Here is a 14,855-nt window from a genome sequence, read left to right as displayed (position 1 = left end):
CCGGCGCTGACGGGCCACGGCATCATCCCAAAAGAATGACGACGGTCGCGCGTACCCCCTCTAACGTGTTCCCATGACTGATACGCGCTATCCCCGGGGCACGGTGATCCTCGTCGGGCTCGCTGCTGCAGTGGTGGTCTCGATCGGAATCAGTGGGCTCAAGGGAATCCTGGCACCGACTCTCCTGACCCTGATCCTCACGATCTGCGCCAGCCCGGTTCGCACCGGGCTCGAGAAACGTGGAGTACCCCGCGGTATCGCGACCGGTTCGGTCATCTTGGTGGTCTTCGGCCTGCTCGCCGGGTTCACCTACACGATCATCATCGCGTTCGCCCAGTTCGCCGCGATGCTTCCCGACTACGCGAACGAGTTCAAGCAGATCGGCGAGTCCATCGCGACGGGTCTGACGAAGCTCGGAGTCGATGAGAGCCAGATCCAGGGCGTCGTCAAGGGCATCGACCCTGCCAGCATCGCCAGCGCGGTCTCGGGCGTGCTCGGGAGCGTTTTCAGCATCACCGGCGCACTCGTCATCGTGCTCACCATGATGATCCTGATGGCGGCGGACGCGGTCTACGTGCACACGATCCTCTCCCAACTGCAGCCGCGCCGGCCGTATCTCGTGAGCGCCCTGGGCCGATATGCAGTGGACGTGCGGCGGTACATGGTCGTCACGACGGTGCTCGGAGTCGTGCAGGGCACATTGAACGCGATCGCATTGGCTCTGCTCGGGGTTCCGGCTGCGCTCCTCTGGGGTCTGCTCGCCTTCCTCTGCAGCTTCATCCCCAACATCGGCTACTTCTTCGCGTTGGTGCCTCCCCTCGTGTTCGGGTTCCTCGTCGGCGGCTGGCCGACGGCGATAGCCGTCGTGGTGATCTACGGCGTCATCAATGCCGTCGTGCAGTCGATCATCCAGCCGCGCGTCGTCGGACAGGCCGTGTCGCTGAGCCAGACCGTGACGTTCTTCTCCGTGCTGTTCTGGGCCGTGGTCATCGGCCCCATCGGGGCGATCCTCGCGATCCCGCTCACCCTCTTCGCGAAGACAGTGCTCATCGACGCGAACCCGGATGCCCATTCCTGGCGACCGATCATCGGCCCGACGGCTGAGACCCGCAGCATCCTCAAAGCCGAGGACGCGGCATCGAAGGCACGTCGGCACGAGCAGGCCGGAACGACGAAGAAGCACGCGGCGCACCCCGCACCGGATTCCGAGGACGGTCCGGTGCAGGATCCGCCAGAGGCGACGTCGTAGCACCGAGCCGGCGCCGCTCCTCCAGCTCAGCGGCGTCGATCGCCCGCGTTCGATCGCGCAGGCTCCAGTGTCGAGCCGGGAGTTCCTGACCAGCGCCTGTCGCGGGTCAGGACACGCGTCGACGCCGCGAAGCCGTGTACACGCGCTCGGCGATCCACAGCACGATGCCGATCGCCAACAGCACGAGCGCGATCCCGTACTGCCCGGCCGGTCGGCCGGAGGTCCACGGGAACACCAGGAACAGGCACGTGATAACCCCGATGACAGGCAGAGTCGTCGGGGTGCGGAAGTGCTTGTGATCGACGGGCTGGCGCCGCAGTACCAGCACGGCGACATTGACGACGGCGAACACCGTGAGCAGGAGCAGCGATGTCGTGCCACCCAGCAAGGCGACCGTCGAACCCTCGGCGTCGAGGGACACGTAGGCGATGAGGCCGACTGCGAGCACCGTCGTGAACAGGATCGCCGCCCAGGGCGTGCGGCGTTTCGGCGCGACCTTCGCGAGGAAGGGCGGCAGCACGTTCTGTCTGCTCATGCCGTAGAGCAGGCGGCTCGCCATCATCATGTTGATGAGAGCGGTGTTGGCGACGGCGAACATGGAGATGAAAGGCAGCAGGTCGTTGATGGGGAAGCCGGGCGCCGCGGCCTCGACCGCTGTGACGAGCGGCGTCTCGCTGCCGACGAGCTCTCCGATGGGCACGAGGGCGACGACGGTGATCGACACCAGCACGTAGATCACAGCAGCGATGGCGAGTCCGCTCAGCATCATCTTCGGGAAGATGCGGCTGGGCTCCTTGGTCTCCTCCGCCATGTTGACCGAGTCCTCGAATCCGACCATCGCGAAGAACGCCAACGACGTGGCCGTGCTGACGGCGAGGAGCACGCTCTTGTCCTCCGGCGTCTCGAAGGCCACGACCTGCGACCAGTCTGCAGCGCCTCCGGAGATGGCCCACATGCCGATGAAGATGACGAGCAGCAGACCCGAGAGCTCGACGAGGGTGAGGACCACGTTGAGCCATACGCTCTCGGCCACTCCGCGAAGGTTGACCAGCATGATCAGGACGATGAATGCAAGCGCGATGAGCATCGTCGTCACGGTCTCATCCGGGATGTGGAAGGCGACGAGCAGGTTCGCTGCGAACGCGCGCGAGGCCGTCGACGCCGAGGTGATGCCCGAGGTCATCACGATGAAGCACACGATGAAGGTGAAGAAGTGGATGCCGAAGGCCTTGTGCGTGTACAACGCCGCCCCGGCGGCCTGCGGATACTTGGTCACCAGTTCCAGGTAGGAGAACGCCGTCACCGTCGCCACGGCGAAGGCGAGCAGGAAGGGCAACCACGCCGCCCCTCCTACCTCGGCCGCGACCTGACCAGTGAGCGCGTAGATGCCGGTGCCGAGGATGTCCCCCACGATGAACAGCAGCAGGAGCCCCGGGCCGAGGACCCGTTTCAGCTCCGGCTGCTCCGGTTCGACGGTCTTGACGACTTGCGTCCAGGACGGCTCACTCATCATGTACCCCTTTCCCCGGACCCCAGCCGACCACATCCGTCCCTCCACCTCAACCCCTGGAGCGACATTGCGCCAGTCGCGACCGCTCAGGGAGGCCTCATCTCGGGATGTCGGCGCGGAACCCTTCGATGGCTTCGCCGACGGTGGCGTAGATGTGCGCATTGTCGAAATCATCGAGCGTGCCGTATCGCTGGAGGTCCGCCATCAGGGTCGGATCGACCGCCGCCAGGGCGAAGATCCGGTTCTCCGCGTGGAGCGTCTTGATCAGACCGGCGAGGTTGAGGCTCGCGGAGTAGTCGATGTCGCCGATGGACGAGCAGTCCAGCACCAGCCAGCGCACCGGCGTCGGCGCCGTCTTCGCCAGCTCCAGGATGTCGTCGACGAAGAGACTGGCATTGGCGTAGAAGAGCCGAGCATCGAACCTGAAGACCAGGAGCCCCGGCAGGCTCTCGCTCCCCGGGGTCGCCGGGGTGAATTTCGGTGTGCCGTCCTCGTTCTCGCCCACGAGGAAGTCCTTCGGCGAGTACGCCCGGCGCACGAGCTCCAGGATCGAGAGCACGACAGCCAGGACGATGCCCTGCTCGACACCCCATCCGAACACGGTGATGGCGGTGAGACAGGCGATGAGGAACTCGCTCGCACGCGCGGCACGGATGCGGGCGAGCCCGGTGAAGTCCAACAGGCCCAAGCCGATCATGAAGACTATCGCCGCGAGCACCGCCGTCGGCATGTTGGTGAGGTACGGGGTGAGGAACAGCACGACGATGAGCACGACGACGGCCATCGTGATGTTGGCGAGTTGGGTGCGCCCGCGCTGCTCATCGAGGATCTCGGTCTTGGTCGGGCTACCGTTCACCACGAAGGTTCCGGTGAGGCCGGCAGCGATGTTCGCTCCGCTCAGCCCCACGATGTCGCGGTTGATGTCGACGCGCTGGTCGTGCTTCATCGCGAAGCTCCGCGACGTGGCCGCACTCTGGGCGATGATGAGGAAGAAGCACGACAGCGCTATCCCGAGCACCGTCGGCACGTCACCGAGGTTGATCCCCTGCGGCAGGCCGATCGCTGGGAACCCGCCGTCGACCGGGCCGATCACGGCTACCCCCACGGCTTTCGCGTCCAGTGCGTTCGACAGGATGATCGACAGGATCACCGCGATGACGGCGCCGGGCACAGCGCGGCTGATCATCCGCGACCCGACGATGATGGCCAGTGTTCCGACGGCGAAGGCGACGGTCCACCCGTTCGCCGCCGGCACGTGCGTGATGGTGTGCCACTGCTGCTCGAACCAGTTCCCTGAGCCCTTCGGGATGCCGAGCATCTCCGGAAGCTGCCCTGTCAGCACCTGGATGCCGACACCGGTGAGGAAACCGATGAGCACCGATGCGCTGAGGAAGTCACCCAGGAAGCCGAGCCTGAACAGTCTCGCGAGGATGAGCAGACCGCCGCAGATCAGCGCGACAAGGCTGGACCACGCGACCCACTCCGCCGAATTCGGCGTGAGTCCGGCGATCCCGAGGCTGGCGAGGCCGGCCGCCATGATCGCCGCCGTCGCCGAGTCGGCGCCGACCACGAGCAGGCGCGAGGAACCGAGCAGCGCGAACACCACGGTCGGGAACAGGATCGTGTAGAGCCCCGTGATGACGGGCGTCTGCGCTATCGAGGTGTAGCCCATGGTCTCGGGGATGGCGACGGCCGCGAGGGTGACGCCGGCGATCAGGTCGCCCGTGAGCCACGCGGGCTTGTAGCTGCGCATCCACTCGGGAACCAGCTTCGACATGACGGTCATGCAGACCTCGACTCGTGCGGTGCGCCGACGGAGCAGCGCTGGGCGGATGAACCCGAGGCGGCTCCGACCGGGTGTCCCGATGGTAGTGACTGCCGCCCACGACCGACAAGGGTCGAATCCACGGTCGTCGCCCTGTCGGACGACACGACAGCGTTCTATCGTTGGTGTCAGCGTCTGGCCCCACGAGGACGTGACCACATCATCGAGTCGCTGTCGGCGACGCCAATGAATGGAAGTCGAATGCCAGAGAACAGCACATCAGAGAACCCGATCGAGAGCTTGACGGCGTCAGTGCCGCACTGGGGCACGAGGATGGCGTTCGGCGAGAGCATCACCGTCGGCGGCCAGGAGATCGTGCCGGCGGCCTTGGTCATGTTCGGCTTCGGCGGGGGCGGAGGCTCGGGACGGTGGCCGGAGAAGGACGCCGGACCGGACGGCCAAGGGGAAGGAAGCGGCGGTGGGGGTGGCGGCTACATCCTGCCGGTCGGCGCATACGTGCGTGGTCCGGACGGGCTGAAGTTCCGCCCGAACGCCGTGGCCATGATCATCGTGAGCGTGCCCCTGGTGTCTGCGCTCGGCTGGGCCGTGGCGCGGATCATCAGCGCAGCGAACGGCGGCCGCGCGAGGAACTGACCAGCTGTGACTGGCCGCGGCACGCAACTGCCGGGCAGCGGCACTCGCGCTCGCGCTCGCACTCGCACTCGCACTGGCACTCGCACTCGCACTCGCACTCGACCGAGTTGATCGCCGCGGCCCCTCCACGGGGACTGTACGCTCGGGACAGCCCCGTCGCGTGGCCCAGGAGGTAGCGGTTTTGTCGAACAGGTTCACTCCACGCCAGGAGATCTGGCGCGGCCTGCTCTACGGTCAACGAGCGATGATGCTGCGTCTGACCGCTGAACTCAAGACCGAGTTCGGGCTCACGGTGCCGCAGTTCGAGGCCCTGCTGCTCTTGTCGGAGAGCCCGGGAACCACTCTCAGCACGAGTGCCCTTGCAACGGGACTGCTCTACAGCTCGGGCTCGGCCTCGCATCTCATCGGCCGCCTCGCTGAGCAGGGTCACGTCGAACGCACGCCGCGTCGGGCAGACGCACGGGTCATCGACGTCTCTCTCACGGCAGCCGGCGCCGACCTCATCGCGCGCGCCAGATCAGCACATCTCGCATCACTCAGCACCGAATTCGAACCGTTGATCGCCGACGCGGACGTGGAGCCGCTCCTGGCTTTCGCTCGCCGCCTCGCCGGGAACGAAGGGGTCACCTCGGCGCCACCTCAGGGCTGAGGGGCCTCTCGGGAATATCCTTCCGTTATCTGTAGTTACAGATAACCGGAGCGGGTCGTCCCCGCCCGGAGAGGTAGTCCCATGACCATGCAGCGCCACCGCATCGCCGTCGCCCGGCGGTTCGGCCCACCCGAGGCGATCGCCATCGAAGAACATCCTGTCGCCTCCTTGCGGCAGGGCGAGATCCGCGTCGCCGTGCGCACCGGCGGGCTGAACCCCGTGGATGCGCGCCGCCGCAGCGGCAGTTTCGGCGGCACCGTGCCGATGACTCTCGGCACCGAATTCGCCGGGATCGTCGTCGAGTCGCGTGACGCCCGCCACGCGGTCGGCCATGAAGTCATCGGCTGGGGCGTGAGTGGTGCCGATGCTGATCTGGTGACGACGGATGCCGACAGGCTCGCGCACAAGCCAGCGGGCCTCGGTTGGGCGCTGGCCGGCGGACTCAGTGGCGTCGGCCAGAGCGCCATCACCGCCCTGGCCTCCGTTCGGCTCGTCAAGGGAGACGTGATCGTCGTCCACGGGGCCGCCGGCGGCGTCGGCACTGTCCTCACCCAACTAGCGGTTGCCCGCGGCTTCAGGGTCATCGGTACCGCGAGTGCCGCCAACCAGGAGCACCTTCGCTCGATCGGGGCCAGTGCGGTCGTGTACGGCGCCGGGGTGGCGGATCGGATCGCCGAGGCTGCCGCTGGCTCACCGATCGCCGCATCCGTCGATCTGGCGGGATCGCGGGAAGCCGGCGACATCGCAAGCGCGGTGCTCCGAGCGGGCGGCCAGTCCATCACACTGGTACCCGAGACGATGACGTCTCACGGCATCCGCCTCGTCCAGGTACGTCGTAGCGCGGCACAACTCCAGGAACTCCTCGATGCCGTCGCCGACGGCACTCTCGTGCTCCCGGTCGAGTCGGTGCCCTTCACCAACATCGTCGAGGCTCACCGACGCCTCGACAGCGGGCACTCCCGTGGAAAGCTCGTACTCGACCTGTCGGACAATCCCCATCTCCCCGCAGAGGGGAGCCTGACATGACCTCGATCGCACTCATCGGTCCGGGGCGCCACGGAACGGCTGTCGCGCGCCTCTTCGCGCGCAGTGGCGTGAGCGTTCGCCTGTACCATCACCGCCCCGCGAAGGCTCAGGCTGCCGCCGCCCACGTGCGAGCTGTCGCGCGCGACGCCGAAGTGACGATCGCGGACTCGCTCATCGAGGCCGTGGACGGCCAGGAGATCGTCGCCCTCACCACGCTCTGGAACGCTCCACAGCGTTCCGTCATCGCCGGTCTCGGCGACCATCTCGTTGGCAGGGTGCTGCTCGACGTGTCGAACCCGCTGGACGTCACTCCCCAGGGAATCATCCCGGCGCATCCGGCGGAGGGATCGGCGGGCGAGTTCGTCGCGACTCTCCTCCCTCACGGCGTCGGTCACGTCAAGGCCTTCTCGAACCTGGCAACGGCCTTCATCGAAGAAGGCGGCGAGCAGTCCGCCGTGCTGCCGTTCGCAGCAGACAGCGCGCGCAGCGCCGAGATCGTCAGGCCGTACTTCACCCGAACCGGATGGAACCCCTGGTTGGTCGGCGATATCGGCATGTCGCGTCAGCTGGAGATCGGCGGCAAGTACAACGCCATCCATGGCCGGCACGGGCGATCCCGGCTCGACGCCGAGGAGATGCTCGAGTACAGCGGCCCGGAGGCTGTGCTCGTCTGACAGCCGTCGAGGGGAGCCTGAGCGTCCGCCCACGGCTCTTCTTCCGGCGCGGCCCGCTCGTGTCACGCCCTGTCACGCGCGTCGGACCCCGTCGTCTGCAGTGTCAGATGGATGCCGCCGGCATCGGATCCGTCTCACCAGTCTGCGAGCGACCGCCGGAGTGCGTCCATGGCGGACTCGGGAAGGGCGAGAGCGATGGCCTCGCTGACCGTGAGGTCGGCACCCTGGCGCTCGCCGGCCGCGACAGCCGCCGGGTCGGCCTCGCGAGCCGCATCCAGCTGCGGGGTGTGCACCCGGAACGCCTCGGCATCGAAGACGCCGATGCGGTGACGGATGACAGCGGCCGCGGCCGAGAGCGCACCGGCGCGTTCGCCGTCGCCGCGTTCGGCCGCGACAGCGCAGAGTCCCTCGAGTCCGTAGGCGATGCCCTCCTCGTGGTGCAGGCGGATCGAGACCAGCAGTGTTCGCACGCACGCGTCCTCCGCGGCATCCACATCACCTCGAAGCAGCAGCAGCCGCGCCTGGTGGTTGCCGGCCACCGAGAGCGTGAACAAGTCGCCGCTCGCCTCGGCGATCTCGGCGGCTCGGTTGAAGCGCGTCAGCGCATCCTCCGGCGAGCCGAGCAACCATGCCAGGCGACCCCGCGAGACCTCGGTGATCGCCTCGGCCCACGTGTTTCCGACAGCGTGTTGACGCGCGGCCGCGTCGGTGAGCTCACGACCCGCGGTCTTCACGTCGGGCGTCGGCAGTTGGAGGCGCGCGGTCGCGCGCGCGGCGAGCGCCATCGCTGCGGCATCCTCGTCTCCGCTCTCGGTGAAGAGTCGCACGCACTCGGCGAGACCGGCCACCACGCCCTCCGACGGCCTCTGCCACATCTCCCCCCACAGGGCGAGGAACCAGGCGACGGCCCTGGTGTGCTGCGTGATCGGCAGCTCCTTGCCCAGCAACTCCAGCATCCAGACCCGCACCTCGGCGAAGAATCCGGCGATCCACCAGTAGATGAGCAGGTTCCACGCGAAGGCGCCAGCGTCGTCGAGGCGGTCGGTGTAGATCAGGTGGCGAACCGCCGCACGCAGGTTCGGCAGCTCGAGGCCCAGCTGGGCGACGGCATCGGCCTGCTCGCGTCCGCGGAGTTTCGGAGCGGTCCGGGCGACGAAGTCGCTGTAGTAGTCAGCGTGCGCTGCGCGGATGACGCCCGCGTCGCCGGCGATCTTCAGGCGGCCCAGGGCGTATTCGCGCACGAGGGCGAGCAGCGAGAAGACCACCCGGCCATCGATCTCGGTCTGCTTCACGAGCGACGCGTCGATGAGCGCCGCGAGACTGTCGAGCGCCATCCCGTCCCACGACCGGCCGGCTCCCAGCGCCTCGACGGCCTCCAGGGTGAACCGGGTCGCGAAGACACCGAGATCCTCCAACAGCTCGCGGTCGGCATCCGGCAGCAGGCTCACGCTCCAGTCGATGGTCGCCCGCATGGTGCTGTGCCGTTCGGGCATGTCGCGCACCGATGCCGTGAGCAACGGCAGGCTTTGCTCGAGGCGCTCGGCGATGCCGCGTGGCGTCAGCAGCCTGACCTTCGCCGCGGCGAGTTCGATGGCCAGCGGCAGCCCCTCGAGACGCCGACAGATGTCGGCGATGTCGGATGCGTTCTCCTCCGTGATGGCGAAGCCGGGCTTCACCGCAGCCGCCCTGTCGACGAAGAGCACGCAGGCCGAGGAGCGCAGCGTGCGGTCGAGGGTGGCGGCGCCGACGCCGTCCGGCGTGGGCAGCGGGCCCACCTCATACACCTGCTCGCCACGGATGCGCAGCACGATGCGGCTCGTCACCAGGAACGTGGCGAGCGGTGCCGCCGCATAGAGGCGCACCAGCACGGGGGCGGCATCCACGATCTGTTCGAAGTTGTCGAGCACGATAAGCACCCGTCGCCCCGCGAGTGCGTGAGCGATGCGCTCCTCGAGGGCGGCCTCGCCGTTGTCGCGGATGCCGAGGGTGTAGGCGATGGTGGGAACGAGCAGCCCCGGCTCGAGCACGCCCTCGAGCAGCGCGAAGTAGATGCCGTCGGGGAAGAGGTCCTCGGCGGCGCGTGCCGTCTCGATCGCCAGCCTGCTCTTGCCGATCCCGCCCGGCCCGATCATGCTGACGACCCTGCTCTCTCCGTGGCGCAGCAGATCGCGCAGGCGCTCGAGATCACCCTCGCGGCCGATCGTCGCGGTGTAGGCGACGGGGATCCTCTCGATCGCGGATGGCGTCGCCGCCGACAGCTCGCTGTCACCGGCGACCCGCGACTCGTCGAACCTCTCAGCCAGCAGCGCCGCGAGGTCGCCGGCGACCTGCTCTTCGAGGTCGGCGGCGTTCTCGAACGGGAGGTAGGCAGCGGTGTCGTCGGAGCGGATGCGGTCGATCAAGCCGTCGAGGCGCGCATCGCGTTGCGTCGACGCCTTGATGTAGATCAGCTTCGGCATCGACGCCGCGGCGAGGTTGTACTCGTCCTCGAGGCCGGACACGTCTTCATCGGGAGCGACCCAGCCGTAGCTGTCGCCGTAGATGCCGACGAAGACGTCGGACTGTGCCAGGTAGGCGCGGTACAGAGCCCTCGGCGGATGAGGACGCGCACCCAGTTCGAACATCACCGGCGCGAGGCGGAGTCGCTCGATCGCCGCGCGCACCGCGCGCCGCTCATCCGCGAGCTCCCGAAGCGTCGAGCTCACGAACACCCGGATCCGCTGATCGGGTGTGCGGATCGCGGGCCTGACGGGCCCTGTCATGTGCATATCATGGCGCGATCAGCGGTTATCGCGCCACGGTTTCGCAGGAATTGGTGGGCCCCCGATCCTCGGGTACCCACATGTCGCCTGCCTGCGCCTAGATACCGGATGCAGCTGCAGACAGCGACTCAGTCGATCCAGTGATTCCGGCATCGCCAAACTCCACGACGGCCATGGTCAGGAATTCTGGTCGAGTTCACGGCGTCGATAGGCAGCCGGCACCGTTCCGCTGGAGTAGTAGCTGAAATAGATGGCTGCAGCCTCATCGGCGCCGAAGACTTCGCCGGGGAATAGATGAAGAGCGTGCACGCCTGCCGACCAGACGACAGCCTCGACATGGCCTGCTCCGTAATAGGTGTCGGGTCGTCCGATAGCGAACTGACGGGCGTGACCGTCGCCATCGATCTCGCGAAGTTCGATCGACATCGCCCCGGCGGTCCCGGCTGACTGGAGGAACTGGTCCCCCGTCACGAACGGCTCGAGGTCCTTCATCCGCTGTCCGTTCGGAAGCGGCCAGAGTGCGTAGCTCCACGTTCGTTCGCCGTCGAGGGCGTCGAGATTCACCCTGATCTGATCCGGAATCGGGCGGGACGAATCGGTGAGTTCCGCATGTGAACTCCAGTTGAATGAGCGAACGTGGGTGGGCGTCACTGCACGCGCTCCTGTCCGACCGAAGTCACCTTGATCTGCTCGTCGGTCAGTCTGCCAGAAGCAGGACAGGAGTCACTTCGCAGCCACGACACCGCCCACCGCTATCGACTCGCGCATACGCGAAGCTTCGAGATCGGCGAGGTCCGCCACGAGCCGCCGGCCCAACGCTGAGCCGTATCGGACCGCACGTCCGACAGACAGACTGGAACTGGCAGAGCAGCAGACCGCGACACACTCCGTTTGGCGGCAATCATCACCGGAGCAACGAAGAAGGACCGCTTCCGAGATTTCGGAAGCGGTCCTCTTTCTTGGGATTCTTGGAAGATTTCCAGAACTGCCCACTGTGTACTGTGTCGGGCTGACAGGATTTGAACCTGCGACCCCTTGGAGGATCTGAGCGTTAGCCGGTCGCCTCCGAAAATCTCCGAAAACCCGCGGATTCCCTTGTGTTTACAGGGAACCGAGCGGTTCGCTGACTCCGATCCTACCCGGTCGATTGGCGTCGCTCACGAGTCAATGTGATGGGTAAATGATGGGAGAGCCGGCGACTTCTCGACCGGGTCCGTGCTCACGTGATGCGTCGCGGGATGGTATCCGCCCGCCGTACAGCGGGAGGCTGTCGACCTCAAACGGTCCGGGACAGAGCCGTGATCGGCGAACGCATCGCCACTGCTACCCAATGCCTGCACGACCGGAACGGAAGCACCACGACGGCGGCAACTGATCGTTGGCGGATCCCGGAGCGGGCACCGAGTCATCGGACTTCAGCGACCAGGGTCGAACTCTTTCCGGGGGGCGCGCCACGCAAGCGCCGGAAGGATCGCCCAGATCCTCCTCTCCATCGAGCGCGATGCGGTCGGCGCGCCCATTACACGCGCTTCAGCGCGCGTCCTGACCCAAGGGCCCCCGCCAACCGTACAGGTGGGGCCTGCTGTCCGCCGCGAGCGACTCGGATGGCGGTCTGGTGACCGATGTCGGAGGTCCCCGACTGTGGTTCCTCCGATGTCGAACACGCACGCCGAGTGCCTACCAGCGGTCAGTTGCCGCATTCAACAATCCGACTCTCGATCTACTAAACGGACGGTCCGCTCCGTTCGTCATCGCGATGTTGTCGATTATCTTCAGGCAACCGAGCCACAGTCCTCGTACCGGACGCACACGTCGAAGTTGGCGAAGCTCTTTACCAGCTCTGCGCGGCCGGCTACGACGAAGACGACCGGAAATTCCCAGCGGAACAGCCCGCGAACTCTGCTGCAGCTGGGTGAAGCTCGAATAGTTGGTGCCGCAGATCGACGATGACATCGAGGTCTACCGCCTCTCCGCTCACGCCGTCGGCGCACTCGAAGTCGCTGGCCGCGCCTGAGGGACCACCGGACGTGTATCCCGCTCCCGCGTCCGCACTCTTCTGGAAGCTTCGAACGGCTGGCCCGCGAGGCGTCGGCTGATGCATGACTACCGAAGCGGGCTCTTCGACTTCAGGATGTTGACGGCGCTGTAGCCGTTGGCGTCGAGTAGCGGTCGGAGGCGCGCCTTCTCGGTGGCGAAATTGTTCCGGGGGCCAACCCGGATCGAGACGATCGGCAGGTTGCTCGGCGTCTCCTGGTAGTACTCCGGATCGTGCTGTTCCCAGTCGGTCGAGAACGGGTCGGTCTTGGCGCCTGTGATCCGGAGATGCGCGTGCGTACCGACCGGGTTGGGGTGAATCGCCGCTGAGTTCTCCGGGCGCGCTACGGCGTACCGCACCTCGCGCTCACGGAAGAAGTGCTTGTTCTTGATGGACGCGACAGCGTCGACGTAGCCGCTGCTGCCGCGGTCGCGGAAGATCGCGCCGAAGTTGTCGCCCACGTCATGACGAGCGTCGATGTACGCCCCTTCGTCCTCGCCGTCTCTGATCTCCCAGATCGCACGGGTTGCTATTTCGAGTTGCGTCTTCTTGTCGTAGATCAGGTCGAGCCACCGGAACGGAAACTCCTCGATGTACGGCCCCCGCGAAATCGCACCAGACTGAATGCCGACGACAGGAAGGTACACGCCTCTCGGAATACCGACCGCAAAGCCGTCGGCGAGCGCGTACTTCTGCCACTGCTCGGTATCGTCAGACACCGGGCTAAAGCAAGTGACGAACGCACTGCCATGATAGAGATCTCCGCCCGCGCCTTCGAGCGACTCCTTCAACTCCTCGAAATCGATCTCGGGAAACGCCGAGTCGTAGTAGTCCCACCCCTGTTTCATCCCTTTAAAGGCTTGCCGGACTCGTTTGTTGCCGAGCTTCAGTTCTGTCGCGTCGTTTAGCCCTGCGACGTCAGCCGCCCACAGCTCGTGATTCGTGATGATCTTCTCGACGACATCATGCTTCGTGTAATGCCAGACGAGATCCGGAGTGCTCATGCATTGAAGATATCGACTTGTCATCAAACCACTGAAAGCCTTCGCGCGCGTGCTACATGCGGGACCTCTTCTTTCTAGCGAGGTGGAGTTGTTGGGCATGTCCGGGCCAAGGGTCCTCGAACAGCGCCTAAATCTTCAGATCGGATGCCACTCCCTTCGTCCTTAGGCGCCGAATCCTGAGTTGGCCGCGAGGTCATAGGTACGATTCGCATATGCCAAAGCTCCAGATCAATTCAGACGCAGCAAACCTTGCACGGGACGTCGCTCATGCGCTCACCGTGGCATCGCCGCTCGACCTGATGACCTACAAATTAGAAAGTTCGAGAGCGGTGAGAGGCGGCACTTACTACGCCATCGACGAGACGTTCCCGATCCCCCCAGTGCGGAAGCACATCGCGGATCACGCAAACAACTGTGCAGACTGCGCTGACTTTCACAGATGGCGCGCTGCGTACGAGGCACGGTGTTCTGACAACGCCCTTGAACCGCTCCCCCGAATGGTTGCTCCGGCGACCCTCGTCCAAGAGTCGCTCGCTGCTTTTCCCGCGAAGGACGCATCCAACTCTGAGTGGGTCGGGCTCCTAGCGCTGATGATCGAGAATGGCGCCAACGACGAGACGTGATGGCGCCTGATCCCGGCGAGCACCGCGAACCGTCCCCGGCAGTAACCCAATGCCGCTACGGCCTTGGTAAATCCGCCTAGACTTCGTTCTCCGACGGTCCTACTGCCCGGCAACACTTCTCAACGTCGCCATTGCCTTCTTTCGCGTTCGTCATTGTCCTGCACCGCACGGTTTAGTTCAGCGATCGCGCGCGCAGTGGGCGCCCACCTGCCGTCCAGCTGCAGGGTCCTCGCCAGGACCAGCCGTTTCACAGCGAACAGCACATTGGTAACCGCACGGGGCGATCCGCTGACGCGTCGGACGCACTCGATAATGTCGTGGCCCTCGTCGACGGTCTTGATTGTTTCGATTGTCTTACGACCCTGCGCTCAACGACTCGGACCTGAAACGCCTCCGGCTTCCGAGCCCGTCGATCCTCATATGCGGCCTTGCGACATGCAGCTCGGCAATAGGCCCGCGGCCTACCTGTGCGCGCAGCTGGCGGCAGTGCGGCGCCGCACCGCGCGCACTCCGTCGCCGCGATAGGCCGGACTACCGTTTTCTGCCGGATGCTCATGCTCTGAAGGTGCGCCGGGTCACCCCGTTTCGTCACCGGCGAAACTGGGACATCCTCGATCTGCAAGAGGCGTGGCGCTTCAATCTCGTTAGCGCGTCACGAGAACGAGGCAGGGGTCAATGCGGATGGGACTCAGTAGATTTCGATCTGCCGGGTGACGTCGTGCGGCATGGCGCATTGGGGAATGTCAACCAAATGTCCGTACCGATGTTTGCGCGCGCATTTCCGTGATTCCCTGCGCTGCTTTGACGCGCTGCGCGTCAACAGAGGTCCCCGCCGAGCCCGAGCAAACGCCACCGGCTGTCAGCATCCCGGTGCCCGATATCGGATATATCCGACCTCCCCGCC

General features: G+C 65.8%; 12 protein-coding genes. 7 read left to right on the top strand and 5 right to left on the bottom strand.

Translation table 11 applies throughout. The features are described 5' to 3' along the window. Positions 1-73 precede the first annotated feature (73 nt). Positions 74-1,249, top strand: a complete 1,176-nt coding sequence (locus ASF30_RS07575) for an AI-2E family transporter (RefSeq protein ID WP_082467578.1) — start codon at positions 74-76, stop codon at positions 1,247-1,249. Positions 1,250-1,355: 106 nt separating this feature from the next. On the opposite strand, the gene ASF30_RS07570 is transcribed toward ASF30_RS07575, so the two are convergent. Then, positions 1,356-2,759 (bottom strand): APC family permease, encoded by a 1,404-nt coding sequence (locus tag ASF30_RS07570; protein ID WP_055904815.1) that lies wholly within the window; start codon positions 2,757-2,759, stop codon positions 1,356-1,358. A gap of 97 nt (positions 2,760-2,856) precedes the next feature. Further along, the gene (locus ASF30_RS07565) at positions 2,857-4,545 is read right to left on the bottom strand and encodes a SulP family inorganic anion transporter (RefSeq protein ID WP_235480298.1); all 1,689 of its coding nucleotides are present in this window, start codon (positions 4,543-4,545) and stop codon (positions 2,857-2,859) included. A 240-nt stretch (positions 4,546-4,785) separates the two neighbouring features. Here ASF30_RS07565 and ASF30_RS07560 point away from each other — a divergent pair, with 240 nt between their 5' ends. The 4 genes from ASF30_RS07560 to ASF30_RS07545 all read left to right on the top strand — a co-directional run bounded on the left by ASF30_RS07560 (position 4,786) and on the right by ASF30_RS07545 (position 7,527). Continuing rightward, the gene (locus ASF30_RS07560; RefSeq protein WP_055904096.1) at positions 4,786-5,178 is read left to right on the top strand and encodes a hypothetical protein; all 393 of its coding nucleotides are present in this window, start codon (positions 4,786-4,788) and stop codon (positions 5,176-5,178) included. Positions 5,179-5,359: 181 nt separating this feature from the next. Continuing rightward, the gene (locus ASF30_RS07555; RefSeq protein ID WP_055904093.1) at positions 5,360-5,827 is read left to right on the top strand and encodes a MarR family winged helix-turn-helix transcriptional regulator; all 468 of its coding nucleotides are present in this window, start codon (positions 5,360-5,362) and stop codon (positions 5,825-5,827) included. Between the two features lie 81 nt (positions 5,828-5,908). After that, entirely contained in the window at positions 5,909-6,853 is a 945-nt protein-coding gene (locus ASF30_RS07550; protein WP_055904090.1) for an NADP-dependent oxidoreductase, read from the top strand. After that, positions 6,850-7,527 carry an NAD(P)-binding domain-containing protein gene (locus tag ASF30_RS07545; RefSeq protein WP_055904085.1) on the top strand — a complete coding sequence of 226 codons (678 nt, stop codon included), beginning with the start codon at positions 6,850-6,852 and terminating at the stop codon, positions 7,525-7,527. Before ASF30_RS07550 ends, ASF30_RS07545 begins: the two co-directional genes overlap by 4 nt. A 134-nt stretch (positions 7,528-7,661) precedes the next feature. Here the strand turns inward: ASF30_RS07545 and ASF30_RS07540 are convergent, their stop codons facing one another. Together ASF30_RS07540 and ASF30_RS07535 are read right to left on the bottom strand one after the other, a co-directional pair. After that, positions 7,662-10,289, bottom strand: a complete 2,628-nt coding sequence (locus ASF30_RS07540; RefSeq protein WP_055904082.1) for an ATP-binding protein — start codon at positions 10,287-10,289, stop codon at positions 7,662-7,664. A 177-nt stretch (positions 10,290-10,466) separates the two neighbouring features. Next, positions 10,467-10,853, bottom strand: coding sequence for a hypothetical protein (locus ASF30_RS07535; protein ID WP_157497067.1), 387 nt, complete (start codon positions 10,851-10,853; stop codon positions 10,467-10,469). Positions 10,854-12,045: 1,192 nt separating this feature from the next. Between ASF30_RS07535 and ASF30_RS23570 the strand changes: the two genes are divergently transcribed. After that, positions 12,046-12,216: a hypothetical protein gene (locus ASF30_RS23570; RefSeq protein WP_442914954.1), complete on the top strand. Its 171-nt coding sequence runs from the start codon at positions 12,046-12,048 to the stop codon at positions 12,214-12,216. 176 nt (positions 12,217-12,392) lie between these two features. Here the strand turns inward: ASF30_RS23570 and ASF30_RS07530 are convergent, their stop codons facing one another. Further along, positions 12,393-13,328: a hypothetical protein gene (locus ASF30_RS07530; protein WP_055904077.1), complete on the bottom strand. Its 936-nt coding sequence runs from the start codon at positions 13,326-13,328 to the stop codon at positions 12,393-12,395. A gap of 212 nt (positions 13,329-13,540) precedes the next feature. Here ASF30_RS07530 and ASF30_RS07525 point away from each other — a divergent pair, with 212 nt between their 5' ends. After that, positions 13,541-13,951, top strand: coding sequence for a hypothetical protein (locus ASF30_RS07525; RefSeq protein WP_055904074.1), 411 nt, complete (start codon positions 13,541-13,543; stop codon positions 13,949-13,951). Positions 13,952-14,855 lie beyond the last annotated feature (904 nt).

The organism is Leifsonia sp. Leaf264, from assembly GCF_001422325.1.
In the GTDB taxonomy this organism is placed as follows: Bacteria; Actinomycetota; Actinomycetes; order Actinomycetales; family Microbacteriaceae; genus Orlajensenia.
The sequence above is the reverse complement of the archived record's forward strand: the minus strand, read 5'-3'. Positions and strand labels throughout refer to the sequence as shown.

Excerpts from the sequence above, each read along its gene's own strand:
- ASF30_RS07575 (WP_082467578.1), top strand. The coding sequence starts at position 74 with ATGACTGATACGCGCTATCCCCGGGGCACGGTGATCCTCGTCGGGCTC.
- ASF30_RS07570 (WP_055904815.1), bottom strand. The coding sequence starts at position 2,759 with ATGAGTGAGCCGTCCTGGACGCAAGTCGTCAAGACCGTCGAACCGGAG.
- ASF30_RS07565 (WP_235480298.1), bottom strand. The coding sequence starts at position 4,545 with ATGACCGTCATGTCGAAGCTGGTTCCCGAGTGGATGCGCAGCTACAAG.
- ASF30_RS07560 (WP_055904096.1), top strand. The coding sequence starts at position 4,786 with ATGCCAGAGAACAGCACATCAGAGAACCCGATCGAGAGCTTGACGGCG.
- ASF30_RS07550 (WP_055904090.1), top strand. The coding sequence starts at position 5,909 with ATGACCATGCAGCGCCACCGCATCGCCGTCGCCCGGCGGTTCGGCCCA.
- ASF30_RS07545 (WP_055904085.1), top strand. The coding sequence starts at position 6,850 with ATGACCTCGATCGCACTCATCGGTCCGGGGCGCCACGGAACGGCTGTC.
- ASF30_RS07540 (WP_055904082.1), bottom strand. The coding sequence starts at position 10,289 with ATGACAGGGCCCGTCAGGCCCGCGATCCGCACACCCGATCAGCGGATC.
- ASF30_RS23570 (WP_442914954.1), top strand. The coding sequence starts at position 12,046 with ATGTTGTCGATTATCTTCAGGCAACCGAGCCACAGTCCTCGTACCGGA.
- ASF30_RS07530 (WP_055904077.1), bottom strand. The coding sequence starts at position 13,328 with ATGAGCACTCCGGATCTCGTCTGGCATTACACGAAGCATGATGTCGTC.
- ASF30_RS07525 (WP_055904074.1), top strand. The coding sequence starts at position 13,541 with ATGCCAAAGCTCCAGATCAATTCAGACGCAGCAAACCTTGCACGGGAC.